Annotated in this window: 15 protein-coding genes; 6 read left to right on the top strand and 9 right to left on the bottom strand. The window is 69.0% G+C overall.

What is annotated here, in order from left to right; all coding sequences use genetic code 11:
- Positions 1–15: 15 nt before the first annotated feature.
- Positions 16–774, top strand: coding sequence for an acyltransferase (locus AB8M46_RS02550; RefSeq protein ID WP_007031648.1), 759 nt, complete (start codon positions 16–18; stop codon positions 772–774).
- A gap of 136 nt (positions 775–910) precedes the next feature.
- On the opposite strand, the gene AB8M46_RS02545 is transcribed toward AB8M46_RS02550, so the two are convergent.
- On the bottom strand, positions 911–1,477 hold the full coding sequence (locus AB8M46_RS02545; protein WP_200882738.1) for an NADAR family protein: 567 nt from the start codon (positions 1,475–1,477) through the stop codon (positions 911–913).
- Positions 1,478–1,572: 95 nt separating this feature from the next.
- Here AB8M46_RS02545 and ilvA point away from each other — a divergent pair, with 95 nt between their 5' ends.
- Positions 1,573–2,829, top strand: a complete 1,257-nt coding sequence (gene ilvA, locus AB8M46_RS02540; protein WP_394359443.1) for a threonine ammonia-lyase IlvA — start codon at positions 1,573–1,575, stop codon at positions 2,827–2,829.
- Between the two features lie 73 nt (positions 2,830–2,902).
- Here ilvA and AB8M46_RS02535 read toward each other — a convergent pair whose 3' ends face one another.
- Positions 2,903–3,727 carry an NAD(P)H-binding protein gene (locus tag AB8M46_RS02535; protein ID WP_394359442.1) on the bottom strand — a complete coding sequence of 275 codons (825 nt, stop codon included), beginning with the start codon at positions 3,725–3,727 and terminating at the stop codon, positions 2,903–2,905.
- A gap of 77 nt (positions 3,728–3,804) precedes the next feature.
- Positions 3,805–5,232: a short-chain fatty acyl-CoA regulator family protein gene (locus AB8M46_RS02530; protein WP_037341856.1), complete on the bottom strand. Its 1,428-nt coding sequence runs from the start codon at positions 5,230–5,232 to the stop codon at positions 3,805–3,807.
- A 228-nt stretch (positions 5,233–5,460) separates the two neighbouring features.
- Between AB8M46_RS02530 and aceA the strand changes: the two genes are divergently transcribed.
- From aceA to AB8M46_RS02515, 3 genes are all read left to right on the top strand, one after another.
- Entirely contained in the window at positions 5,461–6,747 is a 1,287-nt protein-coding gene (gene aceA, locus AB8M46_RS02525; RefSeq protein ID WP_037341857.1) for an isocitrate lyase, read from the top strand.
- Between the two features lie 101 nt (positions 6,748–6,848).
- Positions 6,849–8,453 (top strand): malate synthase A, encoded by a 1,605-nt coding sequence (aceB, locus tag AB8M46_RS02520; protein ID WP_394359441.1) that lies wholly within the window; start codon positions 6,849–6,851, stop codon positions 8,451–8,453.
- A 371-nt stretch (positions 8,454–8,824) separates the two neighbouring features.
- Positions 8,825–8,956, top strand: a complete 132-nt coding sequence (locus tag AB8M46_RS02515) for a hypothetical protein (RefSeq protein WP_255431241.1) — start codon at positions 8,825–8,827, stop codon at positions 8,954–8,956.
- 157 nt (positions 8,957–9,113) lie between these two features.
- On the opposite strand, the gene AB8M46_RS02510 is transcribed toward AB8M46_RS02515, so the two are convergent.
- Entirely contained in the window at positions 9,114–10,367 is a 1,254-nt protein-coding gene (locus AB8M46_RS02510; RefSeq protein WP_394359440.1) for a glycosyltransferase family 4 protein, read from the bottom strand.
- A gap of 108 nt (positions 10,368–10,475) precedes the next feature.
- Between AB8M46_RS02510 and AB8M46_RS02505 the strand changes: the two genes are divergently transcribed.
- Positions 10,476–12,242, top strand: coding sequence for a glycoside hydrolase family 2 protein (locus AB8M46_RS02505; protein ID WP_394359439.1), 1,767 nt, complete (start codon positions 10,476–10,478; stop codon positions 12,240–12,242).
- Here the strand turns inward: AB8M46_RS02505 and AB8M46_RS02500 are convergent.
- The 5 genes from AB8M46_RS02500 to AB8M46_RS02480 all read right to left on the bottom strand — a co-directional run bounded on the left by AB8M46_RS02500 (position 12,230) and on the right by AB8M46_RS02480 (position 16,582).
- Positions 12,230–12,457 (bottom strand): hypothetical protein, encoded by a 228-nt coding sequence (locus tag AB8M46_RS02500; protein WP_037341868.1) that lies wholly within the window; start codon positions 12,455–12,457, stop codon positions 12,230–12,232. The genes AB8M46_RS02505 and AB8M46_RS02500 overlap by 13 nt on opposite strands.
- Positions 12,457–13,518, bottom strand: a complete 1,062-nt coding sequence (locus AB8M46_RS02495; RefSeq protein WP_394359438.1) for a serine protease — start codon at positions 13,516–13,518, stop codon at positions 12,457–12,459. Before AB8M46_RS02495 ends, AB8M46_RS02500 begins: the two co-directional genes overlap by 1 nt.
- Positions 13,519–13,801: 283 nt before the next feature.
- Positions 13,802–14,287 (bottom strand): glutathione peroxidase, encoded by a 486-nt coding sequence (locus AB8M46_RS02490; RefSeq protein WP_016336571.1) that lies wholly within the window; start codon positions 14,285–14,287, stop codon positions 13,802–13,804.
- 13 nt (positions 14,288–14,300) lie between these two features.
- Positions 14,301–15,812 (bottom strand): 1,4-alpha-glucan branching protein domain-containing protein, encoded by a 1,512-nt coding sequence (locus tag AB8M46_RS02485; RefSeq protein WP_394359437.1) that lies wholly within the window; start codon positions 15,810–15,812, stop codon positions 14,301–14,303.
- Positions 15,809–16,582 (bottom strand): methyltransferase domain-containing protein, encoded by a 774-nt coding sequence (locus AB8M46_RS02480; protein ID WP_394359436.1) that lies wholly within the window; start codon positions 16,580–16,582, stop codon positions 15,809–15,811. Before AB8M46_RS02480 ends, AB8M46_RS02485 begins: the two co-directional genes overlap by 4 nt.
- Between the last annotated feature and the right edge of the window lie 8 nt (positions 16,583–16,590).

The raw sequence follows: 16,590 nt of genomic DNA, 5'->3' as shown, positions 1-16,590 counted from the left end.
GTTACGGTCACCGGTATGACGTCCATGTGGGGTGCGCCCGCGTTGTCGCGGCTCCGCGCCTGGGGCCAGGCCCGTCGTGATCCGCGTCAGGCGAAGTTCCTGACCAAGGACTCGCTGCGCTGGGTGCTGCGAAACCGCGCGTACACGCCTTGGTACCTCGTGCGCTACTGGCGGCTGCTGAAGTTCCGGATCGCGAACCCGCACATCATCCTGCGGGGGATGGTGTTCCTCGGCAAGGACGTCGAGATCCACTGCCGTCCCGGCTACGGGCGGCTGGAGATCGGCCGCTGGGTGCACATCGGCGACGGCAACGCGATCCGCTGCCACGAGGGCTCGCTGCGCATCGGCGACAAGGCCGTCTTCGGGCGGCAGAACGTGCTCAACGGCTACCTCGACATCGAACTCGGCGCGGCCACGCTCGTCGCCGACTGGGTGTACATCTGCGACTTCGACCACGTCACCACCGACATCACCGTCCCGATCAAGGATCAGGGCATCGTGAAGTCGCCGGTGCGGATCGGCCCGGACACCTGGATCGGCACCAAGGTCTCCGTGCTCAAGGGCACCCGCGTCGGCCGCGGCTGCGTCCTCGGCGCCCACGCCGTGGTGCGGGGCGAGATCCCGGACTACTCGATCGCCGTCGGCTCGCCGGCGCGCGTCGTCCGGAATCGCCAGGACGACTACGCCGCCGACGCCGCCCGCCGCGAAGCCGTCGCGGACATGGCGCGCAAGGCGAACAAGGCACTGCAGAAGACCCTGGGCGTCGACTCGTAACTCGCGTGATCGAGGACGTGACTCGCGTGATCAGAGACGTAACTCGCGTGATCGGAAGCGGCAGACACGAGTTACGCCTCTGATCACGCGAGTCACGCCTTCAAGCACGCGAGTTCGGCCTCTGATCACGCGAGAACTAGCCGCGCAGCTGTTCGCGGACCTCCATGAGCGCGAAGCCCAGGAGGTTCTGCCCGCGCCAGTAGTCGGGGCGGGTGGCGTTCTTGTCCTCGCGGGCGAGGCCGCTGCCCCAGACCAGGTCCATCCTGGACGCCTCGACGATCACCTTGTCGCCCGTGCCCAGCAGGAACTCGCGCTCCTCGGCGTGCTGACGGAACTTCTCGAGGTTCCCGTCGATGACGATGTCGAAGCGGTGCCGTTCCCACACCTCGGCGTCGAAACCGGAGACCTCGCGCCCGAGGATCTTGGCGGTCTTGGGATCCGGCGCCTGACGGATGTTCGCCGCCGCCTCGTGATCACCGAACAATTCCGCCTTGCTCGCCATCATGAAATGCTCGGCCGTCGGGTACCGCTCGCCGTCCACCACGAACGGCGCCAGCCACCACTGGCTCAGGCACGCCGCGTTGACCCGGCCGCTTTTGAGCGGGGTGTGGCCGTAGAAGAGCTGGTACTCGGGCTCCGCGCCACTGTGGACCAGCTCGCGCAACGCATCGAGACTCCGGACTCCGTCGACCTTGCTCACCATGGCGACCAGTGGACCACAGGCCACCGACAACCCTGTGACGCACCCACTGGACCACTCTCCGTCGTGGCCGGGGCCGGTCAGTACATTCAGCATTCGTGCAAGGGATCGAAACGGTGAGCGCCCGAACGGTCGAAGAGGCCGCCAAGCGATTGGCCGGGGTGGTGACCCGCACGCCGCTCGAACCGAACGAGCGGCTTTCGGCGCGGGTGGACGCCCGGGTCTGGCTCAAACGCGAAGACCTGCAGACCGTGCGCTCGTACAAGATCCGCGGCGCCTACAACTTCATCGTCCAGCTCGACGCGGAGCACCGCGAGCGCGGCGTCGTCTGCGCGAGCGCGGGCAACCACGCGCAGGGCGTCGCGTACGCGTGCCGCCGCCTCGGCGCGAACGGCCGCGTCTACGTCCCCGGCACGACTCCCCGGCAGAAGCGCGAGCGCATCGCGACGCTGGGTGGTTCGCATATCGAGGTCATCGTCGTCGGCGAGACCTACGAAGACGCCTTCAGTGCCGCGAAGCAGGACGCGGAGAGCACCGGCGCGACGCTGGTCCCCGCGTTCGACGCGCCGGAGACGGTCGCCGGTCAGGGCACGGTCGCGATGGAGGTCGTCGCGCAGCTCGGGTTCGTCCCGGACGTCATGGTGGTGCCGGTCGGCGGGGGCGGCCTGCTCGCGGGGATCGCCGCGTGGGCCGCGGAACGCGCGCCGGAGATGCGGATCGTCGGGGTCGAGCCGGCGGGCGCGACCTGTATGGCCGCCGCGCTGGCGGCGGGAGAGCCGGTGCGGCTCGAGAGCGTCGACACCTTCGTGGACGGTGCGGCGGTCGCGCTGGCCGGATCGGTGACGTATCCGCTGGTCCGCGACGGCGGTGTCGAGCTCACCGACGTCGCCGAGGGCGCGATCTGCACCGAGATGCTCGCGATGTACCAGTCGGACGGCGTGATCGCCGAACCCGCGGGTGCGCTCGCGACCGCCGCGCTCGGCACGACGGTGAAGATCGACCCCGGGCAGATCGTGGTGTGCGTCGTTTCCGGCGGCAACAACGACGTCAGCCGCTACGGCGAGGTGCTCGAACGGTCGTTGATCCACGAAGGACTGAAGCACTACTTCCTGGTGGGATTCCCGCAGGAGCCCGGCGCGCTGCGGCGGTTCCTCGACGAGGTCCTCGGGCCGGACGACGACATCACGCGGTTCGAGTACGTGAAGCGCAACAGCCGGGAGACCGGCCCGGCGCTGATCGGCGTCGAACTCGCGCGGCCCGGCGACCTTGAAGGCCTGCTGCACCGCTTGGAGGTCAGCCCGCTCCAAGTCGAGCGGGTGGAACCCGGCAGCCCGCTCTTCCACTTCCTGGTGTGACCCCCTCCCGCGTTTCGTCCTCTGAATGCGGTCCTTGCGCGTGCAACGAACGCATCCAGAGGACGAAACGCGGCTAGCGGAAGGCGGCCAGATGCGTCCGGGCCCAGGTCGCGAACGGTCGCGGCTCCCGTCCGGTGAGGTCCTGGACGGCACCCGTGACCTCGGAGTCGTCGAACTCGCCCTCGGCGAAGAAGCGGAAGAAGGCGTCGACGTACTTCGCCGGCATCTCCGCGCTCATCGTCACCCGCGCCTCGGCGTCCGAAAGCGGATCCAGGCGCAGCTCCCGCCCGAGCAGTTCGCTCAGGACGCGGAGCCGGTCGGCCGGCCGGAGCGAACCCGGACCGGTGATGGCGTACGCCCGGCCTTCGTGTCCCGGCGTGGTCAGCGATTCCGCGGCGACGGCGGCGATGTCGTACGGATCGATCGTCGCCACCGGCACGTTCGCGAACGGCTCGCGCACGACGTCCCCCGCGCGAAGCTGCGCGACCCAGTGGAGCGAATTCGACATGAACCCGCTCGGCCGCAGGAAGGTCCACGGCAGCTTCGAAGCACGCACCGCCGCCTCGGCCGCCATGTGCATCCCGGCGACGGCGTTGTCCGCGTGCCCGCCGACGACCGAACGGGACGACAACAGTGTCACCTGCTCGACACCCGCCTCCCGCATCACCGCGAGCGCGCCGGGCATGTCCTCGTAGCCGCCGAGCAGGAAGACCGCCCGGACACCGTCCAGCGCGGGTTTCAGGCTCCTGGCCTCGTTGAGATCGCCCACTACCGCTTCGACGCCGTCCGGCAACGGCCGCGGTGTGCGGACCAGCGCCCGGACGGGATGCCCGCCGCGCGCCAGGATTCCGGTCAGTTCCGAGCCGACGTTGCCGCCTGCCCCGGTCACCAAGATCATCCAGTTCTCCCCAGTGCGGTGGCCGCCGTCACACCGGCGGCCGTCGACGGCAACCCTGCCAGGGAGATCAGGACGGCTCAAGGCGCCTTCGGCACCGCCGGGTACGGGACGAAGGTGCTCGTGTTCTCGTCGACGGTGAGCTGCTTGCCGATCGTCGGGAACGCGCGCTGCGAACAGGCCGGACGTTCGCAGACTTTGCAACCCATGCCGATCGGCGTCGCCGCCGCGCGGTCGTCGAGGTCGAGCCCGGTCGAGTAGATCAGCCGTTTCGCGTGCCGCAGTTCGCAGCCGAGGCCGACGGTGAACGTCTTGCCGGGGCTGCCGTAGCCGCCGATGTTGCGCGACACCGTCCGCGCGACCCAGAAGTAGCTCTTGCCGTCGGGCAGGGTCGCGATCTGGGTGAGGATCTTGCCCGGCTGGGTGAACGCCTCGTAGATGTTCCACAGTGGACACGCGCCGCCGACGCGGGAGAAGTGGAAACCGGCCGCGGACTGGCGTTTCGACATGTTCCCCGCCCGGTCGACGCGCACGAACGAGAACGGCACGCCGCGGTTCTTCGGCCGCTGCAACGTCGAGAGCCGGTGGCAGACCGTCTCGAAGCCGACGCCGAAGTGGTCGCACAGCCGCTCGATGTCGTAGCGGAAGCGTTCCGCGGTCGACAGGAACGGTCCATAGGGGAGGATCAGCGCGCCCGCGAAGTAGTTCGCGAGCCCGACGCGGGCCAGCGAACGCGCGGCGGGCCCGGAGAACGCCCACGAATCGGCGAGTTCGGTGATCAGGTCGTCGTATTCGAGCAGGGCGATCTGCGAAGCCATCCGGAACGCCTGCTGCCCGACGCGCAGGCTCGGCGCCAGCCGCAGCACCCGCGGCCCGGGTTCGTACCGGTGCTGTTCGCCGTTGGCCTCGTCGATGCCTTCGCTCGTGACGTCGACGCCGTAGCGCTGGATCAGCGTTTCCTTCAGCGCCGCGAGCACCTGACCACGCTGGAGCGGGATGTCGTGCGCCATGCGTTCGGCGCGTTCGTCCAGCTCGGCGACGTAGTTCTCCCGCTCGTAGAAGAAGTCGCGGACCTCCTCGTGCGGCAAGGCGGTGGCGGCGCTTCCGTGCAGGCCCAGGCCGTTTTCGGTGGTCAGCGCGGCGGTGTTCTCGACGGCGTTGCGGTAGCTGCGGTGCAGTTTGACCAGTGCCTGGGCGATCGTCGGCAGGTTCGTGGCCAGGTCGTTGAGCTCGCTGTTCGTGACGTCCACGCCGAGGACCTCGTCGAGCAGCGCTTCCTTCACGTCCGCGACCAGCCGGGCGGTGTCGTTGTTCGCGAAGAACTCGGTGTCCACTCCGAACGCTTGCGTGATGCGAAGGAGCACCGGGACGGTCAGCGGCCGCGAATTGTGCTCGATCTGATTGAGGTAACTGGGTGAGATCTCCAGCACACGAGCCAGATCCGCCTGGCTCATCGACCGGCTTTCGCGCAGATGCCGCAGCTTCGCTCCGGCGAAGGTTTTGTCCACTGAGGCCTCTCTGTCCGCAAGGTTTCCGGGCCTGAACGATTCAGTGAACGGTCAAGCACGTGGATTTTCGCTCCGCTTGCGAACCTGCGATTCGCAACCTTTGCAAGATGCTACGGAAGCTTCGCAGAAATTGGCAAATTGGAGGCCTGGATCGGATTTCCCCAGTCATGTCAGGGTCGGATCAGGAAAGGCGATCACTCGCAAACTTCGCAACACCGGGAGAATCCGATGACTCAGCACGCGCAGCAGCTGGAGCAGGCGGCCGCCGAACTGGCCAAGCAGTGGGAGACCGACCCCCGCTGGGCGGGCGTGAAGCGGTCGTACTCCGCGGCTGACGTGGTCAAGCTGCGCGGCAGCGTGGTCGAGGAGCACACGCTCGCTCGCCGCGGCGCCGAGAAGCTGTGGGACCTCCTGCACACCGAGGACTACGTCCACTCGCTGGGCGCCCTGACCGGTAACCAGGCCGTGCAGCAGGTGCGCGCCGGCCTCAAGGCCATCTACCTGTCGGGCTGGCAGGTCGCCGCCGACGCCAACCTCTCCGGCCAGACCTACCCGGACCAGAGCCTCTACCCGGCCAACTCGGTGCCCGCCGTCGTCCGCCGCATCAACAACGCGCTGGGCCGCGCCGACCAGATCAACTGGGCCGAGGGCAACACCGACATCGACTGGTACGCCCCGATCGTCGCCGACGCCGAGGCCGGCTTCGGTGGCCCGCTCAACGCCTTCGAGCTCATGAAGGGCATGATCGCCGCCGGTGCCGCGGGTGTGCACTGGGAGGACCAGCTCGCTTCCGAGAAGAAGTGTGGTCACCTCGGTGGCAAGGTGCTCATCCCGACCAAGCAGCACGAGCGCACGCTGAACGCCGCCCGCCTCGCCGCGGACGTGCTGAACGTGCCGTCGCTGATCGTCGCCCGCACCGACGCCCAGGCCGCCACGCTGATCACCAGCGACGTCGACGAGCGTGACCGCAAGTACGTCACCGGCGAGCGCACCGCCGAGGGCTTCTACAACGTCACCAACGGCATCGACCCCTGCATCGACCGCGGTCTCGCCTACGCCGAGTACGCCGACCTGCTGTGGATGGAGACCTCCAAGCCGGACCTCGAGGTCGCCCGCCAGTTCGCCGAGGCGATCAAGGCGAAGTACCCGGACCAGATGCTGGCCTACAACTGCTCGCCGTCGTTCAACTGGAAGAAGCACCTGGACGACGCGACGATCGCGAAGTTCCAGCGCGAGCTCGGCCACATGGGCTACAAGTTCCAGTTCATCACCCTGGCCGGCTTCCACGCCCTGAACTACTCGATGTTCGACCTGGCGCACGGTTACGCCCGCGAAGGCATGACCGCCTACGTCGACCTGCAGGAGCGCGAGTTCGCTTCGGAGGAGCGCGGTTACACCGCCACGAAGCACCAGCGCGAGGTCGGCACCGGCTGGTTCGACAACGTCGCGACCGCGCTGAACCCGGAGAGCTCGACCACCGCGCTCGCCGGTTCCACCGAGGCCGAGCAGTTCTGATCCCTCGCAAGTAGGTGCCAGGTGGCGGTCTCCGGACTCCCAGCGGAGACCGCCACCTCCCATCCCCCTCTATCTCTCGCGAAGCCCAGCGGAGGCACACCATGGTTGAGAAGCTGAACTACCGGATCGACGTCTGCGGACCCGCCGGTGACCGGTTCGCCGAGATCCTCACCCCGGCCGCGCTGGACTTCGTGGCCAAACTGGACAACGCGTTCGCCGGCCGCCGCCGCGAACTGCTCGACGCGCGCCGCCTGCGCCGCGAGAAGCTGCAGTCCGGTGAGGAGCCGCTGGGCTTCCTGCCCGACACGCACGCGATCCGCGACGACAGCAGCTGGTCGGTCGCGCCGTCCGCGCCCGGTCTCGAAGACCGCCGCGTCGAGATCACCGGCCCGACCGACCGCAAGATGACGGTCAACGCGCTCAACTCCGGCGCGAAGGTCTGGCTCGCCGACTTCGAGGACGCGACCTCGCCGACCTGGCACAACGTGATCGACGGACAGCTCAACCTGTTCGACGCGATCCGCCGCAACATCGACTTCACCACCGAGGCCGGCAAGCGCTACACGATCGGCGACGACCCCGCGACGATCGTCGCCCGCCCCCGCGGCTGGCACCTGGTGGAGAAGCACATCCGCATCGACGGCCGCCCGGTTTCGGCGAGCCTGGTCGACTTCGGTCTCTACTTCTTCCACAACGCGCGCCAGCTGCTGGCCCGCGGCAGCGGCCCGTACTTCTACCTGCCGAAGCTCGAGAACCACCTCGAAGCGCGGCTGTGGAACGACGTCTTCCTGCTGGCGCAACGGGAACTCGGCATCCCGCGCGGCACGATCCGGGCCACCGTGCTGATCGAGACGATCACCGCCGCGTTCGAGATGGAGGAGATCCTCTACGAACTGCGCGAGCACGTCGCCGGGCTGAACGCCGGTCGCTGGGACTACATCTTCAGCGTCATCAAGAACTTCTCGTCGCACGGCGCGGACTTCGTGCTCCCGGACCGCGCGCAGGTGACGATGACCGTCCCGTTCATGCGGGCCTACACCGAACTGCTGGTGCGCACCTGCCACAAGCGCGGGGCGCACGCCATCGGCGGGATGGCCGCGTTCATCCCGAGCAAGGACCCGGAGATCAACGCGACCGCGCTGGAGAAGGTCCGCCAGGACAAGGAACGCGAGGCGAACGACGGTTTCGACGGCTCGTGGGTCGCGCACCCCGGCCTCGTCCCGGTCTGCCGCGAGGTGTTCGACAACGTCCTCGGCGGCTGGCCGAACCAGCTCGGCAAGCTCCGTGAAGACGTCGTCGTGACGGCCGAGGACCTGCTCGACGTCGCCAGCGCGGGCGGCGAGGTCACCGAAGCCGGTGTCCGCGCCAACATCAACGTCGCGCTGCGCTACATCGACGCTTGGCTGCGCGGCACCGGCGCGGCGGCGATCCACAACCTGATGGAGGACGCCGCCACCGCCGAGATCGCGCGCTGCCAGGTGTGGCAGTGGATCCGCAACGGCACGAAGCTCGAAGACGGCACCGCGCTCACCCGCGAACTCGCCGTGTCCTATTTGGACGAAGAGCTGGCGTCGGTGCGGGCCGAACTGGGCGAGGACACCCGGCTCGGCGACGCCTACGAGATCTTCACCGAGACCGCGCTGGGCGAGAAGCTGCCGAGCTTCCTCACCACCGGTGCGTACGCGCGATACCTGACCACGCACTGATCGAGGCTCCGGCCGCCCCTACCTGACGCGGGGCGGCCGGGTTCCACACCGGTTTGGGACGGTGTGGCCCAACGGGTCCGGTGGCGGAGGCTCCCCGCCACCGGACCCGCTTCACGCGCGCGCTCTTCCGGTAGCGCTGTCGGGCGTGCGCCTCGCCGCGGGGACCCCGCTCACCCCCACACCGCAGTGGGCGGGGTCTCCGCGGCTTCACTCACGCGAGTTCCGGCCCCGGGCACTCACAGGACCGGACGAATCGGTCACGGACCGCGATTAGGTAGGGGTACCTAGTGATACCCCCGTTGTTTCGGCGGCGGGTCGCGCGGATGCTCGGCGCCGGGCGGGAAATCCGCCCGTTTCCCCGAGGAGCCACCATGAAGAAGCAGTTGAGAACGCTCTTGGCCGCGACCTTCGCCGTCCTCGCCGTCGCCCTCGCCGCGCCCGCGGTGTCCGCTTCGGCCGGGGTCTCGGTGCAGCCGGACTGCGTCCGGCCCTGCCACTTCTGATCTTCGCCACCTAGAGCAGCCCCGGGGGTCGTGCCCCTCGCGACCCGCGACGCTCGTGAAGGGGGATCCGGGTCCCCCGACGCCCCGGATTCCCCTTCGCCCCCCCCGCATTCAGAGGACTAAATGCGACCCGCCGCGTTTAGTCCTCTGGATGCGATCAGGGCTCGAAGGCGTTGCCCGTCGCGATCTTCGGCCGCCCCAGTTCCACCGGCTCGGCGACGCGAGCCTTCCGGTAGACGGCCACGGTCGCCTCGGCGATCCGGCCCCAGTCGAAGTCCGCCGCCAGCCGCGACTGCGCGGTCAGCGCCCGCCGGGCGGCGGCGACCTCGTCGTCCAGCACCGCCTCGACCGCGTCCCCGAGGGCGTCGACGTCGCCGGGGCTGAACGCCAGGCCGGTCTCGCCGTCGACGACGACCTCGCCGAGCCCGCCCGCGGTCGAAGCCACCAGCGGCGCCTTCGCGGCGGCGGCCTCCAGCGCGACGATCCCGAACGGTTCGTAGCGGCTGGGCAGCACGACGGCGTCGGCCGCGGCCAGCACGGCGCGCAGTTCGCGGTCCGACAGGTGCCCGACGAAGTCGACCGCGCGCCGGATGCGCAGTTTCCGTGCCTGGTCGACCAGTTCCTCCAGATGCCGTCCCTTGCCGGCGACGACCAGCCGCGTCCCCGGTTTGGCGCGGCGGATCCGGGGGAGCGCGGCGAGCAGATCCTGCACGCCCTTCTCCCATTCCAGCCGTCCGAAGTAGAGCAGCAGCGGCGCGCCGGAGGGGCTGTAGACCTCGCGCGCGTGCGCGACCTCCTCCGCGGGCACCTGCCAGGTGCGTTCCTCGATGCCGTTGTGGATCACGGTGACCGCGTCAGCGTCGACCTCGAACAGATGCGCCACCTCGCGGCGCATGGCCTGCGAGCAGGTGATCAGCGCGTCCGAGCGGTTCGCGAGCCACCACTCGACGGAGTGCACCTGCTGGTTCAGCGGATGCGAGAGCCAGCCGGAGTGCCGTCCGGCCTCGGTGGCGTGGATCGTGCCGACCAGCGGCACCCGCGCGGCCTCCGCGATCGCGATCGCGGGATGGGTGACCAGCCAGTCGTGCGCGTGCACGACGTCCGGCTGCCAGCCGCGCAGCAGGTCGGTGGCGGCGCGGACCATCGCGTGCCCCATGGCCAGCGTCCACGCGACGAGGTCCCGTTCGAAGGTCACGTGCATCGGGTCTTCGGCGACCCGGATGATCCGGACGCCCTCGACCACGCGATCGGTCCTCGGATGGGTCTCGGCGTCGGTGCCCGCCGTGTGACGGCACAGGACGACCACGTCGTGCCCCTGCCGGGCGAGATGCCGGGCCAGGGCGTGGACGTGCCGTGCGAGTCCGCCGACGACCACGGGTGGGTACTCCCACGACAACATCAGCACGCGCATGGGTGGAGGTTACTCGTGAGTCGGTCGGCGCCGGGACGGGGCGATCACCCCCGCAGGTGACGCCGACCGAGGGCGACAGCGGCGGCGATCTTTGCCACCATCGGGTCGATGACGTCTTCGGTGAACGCGGCCGGACCGGCCTTCAAGACCGTCGAACCGGTGCTCTCGACGCCGTGGTCCGCGCAGGTCGGACCCGGCAACGCGCTGCCCGAGTACCCGCGTCCGAGGCTGGTCCGCGAACGCTGGCTGAACCTCAACGGCGTCTGGGAGTACGCGGGCAGCGGCGCGCCCCGCCGCGACGGGTACGGCGAGCGGATCCTGGTGCCGTTCCCACCGGAGTCGGCGCTCTCCGGCATCGGACGACGGGACGAAACCCTCTGGTATCGCAAGGTTTTCCACGTCCCGTCCGGCTGGGACGGTCAGCGGGTGCTGCTCCATTTCGGGGCCGTCGACCAGTCCGCGACGGTCTGGGTGAACAACCAGGAGGTGGCCGTCCACGAAGGCGGGTACACGGCCTTCAGCGCGGACATCACCGACGTCCTGCGCCCGTCGGGATCGCAGGAACTCACCGTCCGCGTGACGGATCGGACCGACGCCGCGACGCATCCCGTCGGCAAGCAGCGGAACGACCCGAAAGGGATCTTCTACACCGCCGCCTCGGGTATCTGGCAGACCGTCTGGCTGGAGCCGGTGCCGTCCGCGCATATCCGGGATCTGGCGCTGACCCCGGACCTCGATGGAGTGACGGTTGTGCCCAAGGTCACAGGCGGCGCCCGCGTGGAGATGATCGTCAGCGAACCCGGCGACGCGGAGGTGACACGCGTCGAAGGAGCCGTTGGGCGGCAGTTGCGCGCGGACGTGCCTTCGCCGCGCCTGTGGGCACCGGACGACCCTTATCTCTACGACCTCCGGGTCCGTTTGCTCGACGAGAGCGGCAACGTGCTCGACGTCGTCGAGTCCTACACCGGGCTCCGGACGATCGGGACGGTCGCCGACGCCCAGGGCAGGCCGCGGATCGCGCTCAACGGCCGGATCACCTTCCTCCACGGCCCGCTCGACCAGGGGTATTGGCCCGACGGGATCTACACCGCCCCCACCGACGAGGCGCTGCGCTTCGATCTGGAGAAGACCAAGGAACTCGGCTTCAACTTCGTCCGCAAGCACGTCAAGGTCGAGCCGGAACGCTGGTACCACTGGGCGGACAGGCTGGGTCTGCTCGTCTGGCAGGACATGCCGTCGCTGACCGTCTCCTTCGACGGTCCACCCGGGACGGCGCCGGACCCGGTCCCGGAGGCGCGGGCGCGGTTCGAAGCCGAGCTGACCGAGATGATCGAGCAGCTGCGCGGAGTGACGTCGATCGTCGGCTGGGTGCCGTTCAACGAGGGCTGGGGAGAGTTCGACACCGCGCGTATCGCGAAGCTGGTGAAGGACCTCGATCCGACCAGGCACGTCGTCGCGAACAGCGGGGTGAACTGCTGCTTCTCCCGGCCGGACACCGGCGCGGGTGACGTCCACGACGACCACACCTACGTCGGGCCGGGGAGCCCCGCGGTGAAGGACCACAGGGTGATCGTCGACGGCGAGTACGGCGGGCTCGGCCTCGTCGTCGACGGACATCGCTGGCCGGGAGAGCCGCAGGCCTACGAGATGACGCCGACCCCGGCAGAGCTGACCAAGCGCTATGCCGAGGTCAGCGGGCACCTCGAACGGATCGTCGCCGGAACCGGCCTTTCCGGCGCGATCTACACGCAGACCACCGACGTCGAGAACGAGGTCAACGGCCTGCTCACCTACGACCGGCGGGTGGTGAAGGCGGACGCGGAATCCGTCGCCACCCGCAATCGGGCGGTCATCGAGACGGGTCAGTCCGGCTGAGCCTCCACCGGGCCGCCGGAGTCACGGACCCGGACGGGCACTCCGAGCAGCTGAGAAGGCAGCTGCCCGGAGTCGTGACCGGGGGTCATCCACACGTCGATCGTGGGTGACCCCTCGGCCTCGCCCTGTCCGACCCCGACCACTCCGGGGACGTCGTCGAGCCACCGGGACGCCGTCACGAGGGCGGCATCGACATCGGATACGTCTTCGGCCACTACGGATGCACCTTGATCCCGAGCGAGGCCTCGACCAGCGTGATCCGGTTGACCACGGTGACCGACGGCGAACCGGCGAACAGCAGGCCGACCGCGTTCTCGCTGAGGTCCGCGACGAGGCTGCCGGAGTCGCCGCCCGCGGAGAAGGCCGTGGTCAGCAACTGCTGCGCGAACCTGGCCACCTTGCCGCCGCCGTAGTTGACGTCCACCGTCGCGTTGATGTTGGTGATCCGCCCGGTCGTCCAGTTCGTGGTCCGGCCGGTCTTCTGCACGAGGGTGCCGACCGCGGGGGCGACGTTCGTGCCCTTGAGGTCGCCGACCCAGTAGATCCGCCGGTCGAGGTCGTGGAACTGGCCTTCGGCGATGGCGGCGTCGACGAAGTTCAACGGGACCGGTTGCCCTGGCTGGATGAACTTGATCGGCACGAACCGGCTGAGCCTGGCGATGACGTCCGCGGGCGCGGTGCCGCCGTCGAACGGTCCCGGCTGCAGGATCGGGTCGCCGATGGCGGCGGCGTTCGAGTTCGCCAGGACGTGGTTGTTGGACAGGATGTAGTACCTGGGCGGAATCCCGGGCAACGCGGTGGCGTCGTACACCGCGGTTCCGTAGGTGCCCGCGGTGATCTTGAAGTGACCGACGCTCACGCCGCCGAAGGCCGGGCGGAACCGTTTGGCCAGGGTGAACGGGCCGACCTGTTGCTGTGCGAGCTCTTCGGGACGGCTGAGCGACGGCGTCGACGGCTCGTCGAGCAGACCGGGCAGCCCGTTGCCCTTCGTCGCGGTGAGGCTGCGGCCCGCCTGGAGTACGCCGACCTCCTGCACGTCGGTGGGAACACCGGAGACGGTCTGCGGGATGACGTCCTGCTTGCGGAGCAGGTCGCGGGGCAGCTTGGTCTCGACGAGAACCGTCAGAGCCTTCTCTTCGGTGTCCGTGCCTCCCGTCCACTTCGTACCGAGGGCGACCCCCACGACGTTCTGGCGGGCGAAGAGACTTTCTTCCTCGGATGCCTGTACTTCGGCCAGTGACTGGAATTCCTTCGGGATCATGTTGCTTTCGATCATGTCGGCCACACTTTTCTGGTTGTCGGCGTTGACGAAGTGCGGGACTCCCGACGAAAGAGTCTTCCCCTTCTGCGACTGGTGGCGCCATAGTGCAATCGGGTACGGCACTTCACGCTGAGCCGTCAGTATTTCCCTTGTGTGGCAAGGGTTTGTGATCGCTCCACCGGACATCGTCCCGGCGTCGCGGCCGTTGAGGGACTTTGGTCACCGATTCGCCGGAAAAGGAAACGGGCGGGCTCGCCGGATCACTCCGGCGGGCCCGCCCGTTCGCGAAAAGCGGTGATCAGCCGATCGCGGCGTCGATCGCCTTGGTGATCGTCTCGTCTTCGGGTTCGGTGCGCGGGCGGAATCGGCCCACCACTTCACCGGACGGGGCGACGAGGAACTTCTCGAAGTTCCACTGGACGTCGCCGGCGGCACCCTCCGCGTCGGCCGCCTTGGTCAGTTCGGCGTAGAGCGGGTGACGGCTTTCCCCGTTGACATCCAGCTTTTCGAACAGCGGGAACGAAACGCCGTACGTGGTCGAGCAGAAGGTCTGGATCTCCTCCGCGGTGCCCGGCTCCTGGCCCGCGAACTGGTTGCAGGGGAACCCGACGACGGAGAAACCCTTGTCCGCGTAGCGTTCCTGGAGCTTTTCGAGCCCGGTGTACTGCGGCGTCAGCCCGCATTTCGACGCCACGTTCACCACCAGCAGCGTCTTGCCTTCGAGCGCGCCGAGCGTCGTGTCCTCGCCCGCGAGCGTCTTCAGCGGGATGTCGTGGATCCCCATGATGCCCCTTTCGTCATTTCCTCAGCAGATCGCGCGCGTCGACGTGACCGAACGGCCCGTCGTCGCGCCGGAACGCGGCCGCGGTCTCCCGCGCGCGGTCGAGTGCCCCTTCCCGGAGCAGCCCGGCGAGCGTGTCGAACCGTTCCGTGTGCACTTTCGCCCGCCGCCGCGCGTAGTCGGCGGCGGAGTCCTTGGTGACCATGAACGCCCAGTCGCTCGAAAGCGCCAGCATCGCTTCGGCGACAGCCTGATCGCGGACGGAGTCGCGGGTCGTCGTGTCCATTCCGGCGACGAGGTCGAGCATCCGGTCCTGCAACGCGGTGTTGTCCCGCACCATGTCGGCGACCTGCTCGCCGTCCCAGACCCGCCAGTCCTTGCCCGAACCCCACGACGACGCCGGGAGATCGACCTTCCCGCCGAGGTGACCGGCTTCGAGCGCGCCCTTGAGCGTCGTGACGCGGACGCCCGCCTCGGGCAGCGCGCGCAGGACGCCTTCGAGCCACGCCGGGCCCTCGTGCCACCAGTGTCCGAACAGTTCCGTGTCGTACGCGGCGACGACGAGCGACTCGCGGCCGTGCTCGGCCTTGAGCGCACGCAGGCGGGCGACGACCGTGTCGACGAAGTCCTGGACGTGACCGCCGAGGGTGGCCGTCGCCATCGCCGGGTCGTACGGCGCCTTGTCCGGCGGCTCGACGGTCTTGCCGGTCACCCGCGAGGGTTTGAGGCCGACTTCGTGCGCCCAGGTGTGGAAGTCGCGATAGGCGGCGTGGCCGGGATAGCCGGCCTTCGGTGACCAGACGCGGTACGTGACTTCGAGATCGCGGCCGAAGCACACGACGTCGGAATCGCCGACGGTCCGCGCCGCCGAGGTGTCACCGTGCAGGGAAGGCCCGTCGACCATGAACCGCTGGACACCCGCGGCGGCGTATCCGGCCTCCATACCGGGCGCGTAGCCGCATTCGGGTGCCCAAATGCCTTCCGGACGTCGTCCGATCCGCAGCGCGGTGTCGGCCAGGCCTCCCCGCAGCATGAAGTCGCGGACCGCCGGGTCGAGCAGCGGCTGGAACGGATGCGCCAGCGGCCCGCCGAGCAGTTCGATCGTCCCGTTGTCCACAAAGGATCGGAGGATCGGGGAGAAACCGTGACGCCAGCGGGTTTCGAGCTCTTCGGATGCCTTGAGTGCCGTCCGGTACTCGCTCGCCGCGAGGTCGCGCAGCAGGGGATCGCCGCGCCACAGCGTGGACGCGTGCCAGGAGCGCAGCTGCCAGTGGCCGAGCCAGTCGTGGAAGGCGTCGATGCAGTACGGGTCGTCGAGCTGGGCGGCGAGGATCGGCGTCATCCCGAGGGTGAGGACGTCTTCGCGGCCCTCGTCGGCGAAGCGGCGCAGGAGATCGACCATCGGCAGATAGGAATGCGCCCACGCCTGGTAGAGCCATTCCTCGCCGACCGGCCAGGATCCGTGATGCGGCAGCCACGGCAGGTGGCTGTGCACGACGAGGCAGAACGTGCCCTCGTGGTCGCTCATCGGCGCACCGCCACGGCGACCAGGTCGAGGCTGGCGTCGAGGTCTTCGCCGTGGATCGCGAAGTCCGCGGCCTTGATGCCTTCGACGTCGGCGAGCAGTTCCGCCGGCCAGGTCGCCTGCCCGGGCAGCTGCCCCATGACGACGTCGAGCTGGGCGTCGATGATCGAGCCGCCGTACTTGGCGTCGAGCTTCGCCACGCCCTCGCCGTGGTGGAGCCCGTGCAGCGTCTCGACCTCGAAACCGGCGTCACGCAGCAGTCCGTCCAATTCGGACGGTGCGAGCTCCCTGGTGTGGAACGGGTTGAGCGGGGTGTCGCTGTCCGGGGTGAAGGTCAGCCGGTTGGGCGTGGTGACGATCAGCCGTCCGCCGGGGGAGAGCACGCGGCGGCATTCGGCGAGGAAGGCGCCCTGATCCCAGAGATGCTCGATCACCTGGAAGTTGGCGACGACGTCGACCGAGGCGTCCCGCAGCGGCAGGAACACCAGGTTCGCCCTCGCCACGCCGATGCCGGGGTAGCGGCGGGCGACGTGCTTGGTGGTGGGGACGTCGTAGTCGAGGGCGAGCACCCGCTCGGCGACGGTGGCGATGAGCCCGGCGCCGTAGCCCTCGCCGCAGCCGGCCTCCAAGACGGTCTTGCCTTCGCACAGCGGCAAGAGCTTGTGATACGCGGCCTCGTGGCGCCGGAACCAGTAATTCTCCTCGGCGATGCCCGGCACGGTGCGTTCACCGGTGAGGTGCAGCGCTTCGGCCCTGGTGGCTGGGGTGGTCACGCCGCGAC

The organism is Amycolatopsis sp. SB7-3, from assembly GCF_041021335.1.
In the GTDB taxonomy this organism is placed as follows: Bacteria; Actinomycetota; Actinomycetes; order Mycobacteriales; family Pseudonocardiaceae; genus Amycolatopsis; species Amycolatopsis japonica.
Note: the sequence above shows the minus strand (reverse complement) of the source record. Positions and strands in the feature narration are given on the sequence as shown.

Excerpts from the sequence above, each read along its gene's own strand:
- AB8M46_RS02550 (WP_007031648.1), top strand. The coding sequence starts at position 16 with ATGACGTCCATGTGGGGTGCGCCCGCGTTGTCGCGGCTCCGCGCCTGG.
- AB8M46_RS02545 (WP_200882738.1), bottom strand. The coding sequence starts at position 1,477 with ATGGTGAGCAAGGTCGACGGAGTCCGGAGTCTCGATGCGTTGCGCGAG.
- AB8M46_RS02535 (WP_394359442.1), bottom strand. The coding sequence starts at position 3,727 with ATGATCTTGGTGACCGGGGCAGGCGGCAACGTCGGCTCGGAACTGACC.
- aceA (WP_037341857.1), top strand. The coding sequence starts at position 5,461 with ATGACTCAGCACGCGCAGCAGCTGGAGCAGGCGGCCGCCGAACTGGCC.
- aceB (WP_394359441.1), top strand. The coding sequence starts at position 6,849 with ATGGTTGAGAAGCTGAACTACCGGATCGACGTCTGCGGACCCGCCGGT.
- AB8M46_RS02515 (WP_255431241.1), top strand. The coding sequence starts at position 8,825 with ATGAAGAAGCAGTTGAGAACGCTCTTGGCCGCGACCTTCGCCGTCCTC.
- AB8M46_RS02510 (WP_394359440.1), bottom strand. The coding sequence starts at position 10,367 with ATGCGCGTGCTGATGTTGTCGTGGGAGTACCCACCCGTGGTCGTCGGC.
- AB8M46_RS02505 (WP_394359439.1), top strand. The coding sequence starts at position 10,476 with ATGACGTCTTCGGTGAACGCGGCCGGACCGGCCTTCAAGACCGTCGAA.
- AB8M46_RS02495 (WP_394359438.1), bottom strand. The coding sequence starts at position 13,518 with ATGATCGAAAGCAACATGATCCCGAAGGAATTCCAGTCACTGGCCGAA.
- AB8M46_RS02490 (WP_016336571.1), bottom strand. The coding sequence starts at position 14,287 with ATGGGGATCCACGACATCCCGCTGAAGACGCTCGCGGGCGAGGACACG.
- AB8M46_RS02485 (WP_394359437.1), bottom strand. The coding sequence starts at position 15,812 with ATGAGCGACCACGAGGGCACGTTCTGCCTCGTCGTGCACAGCCACCTG.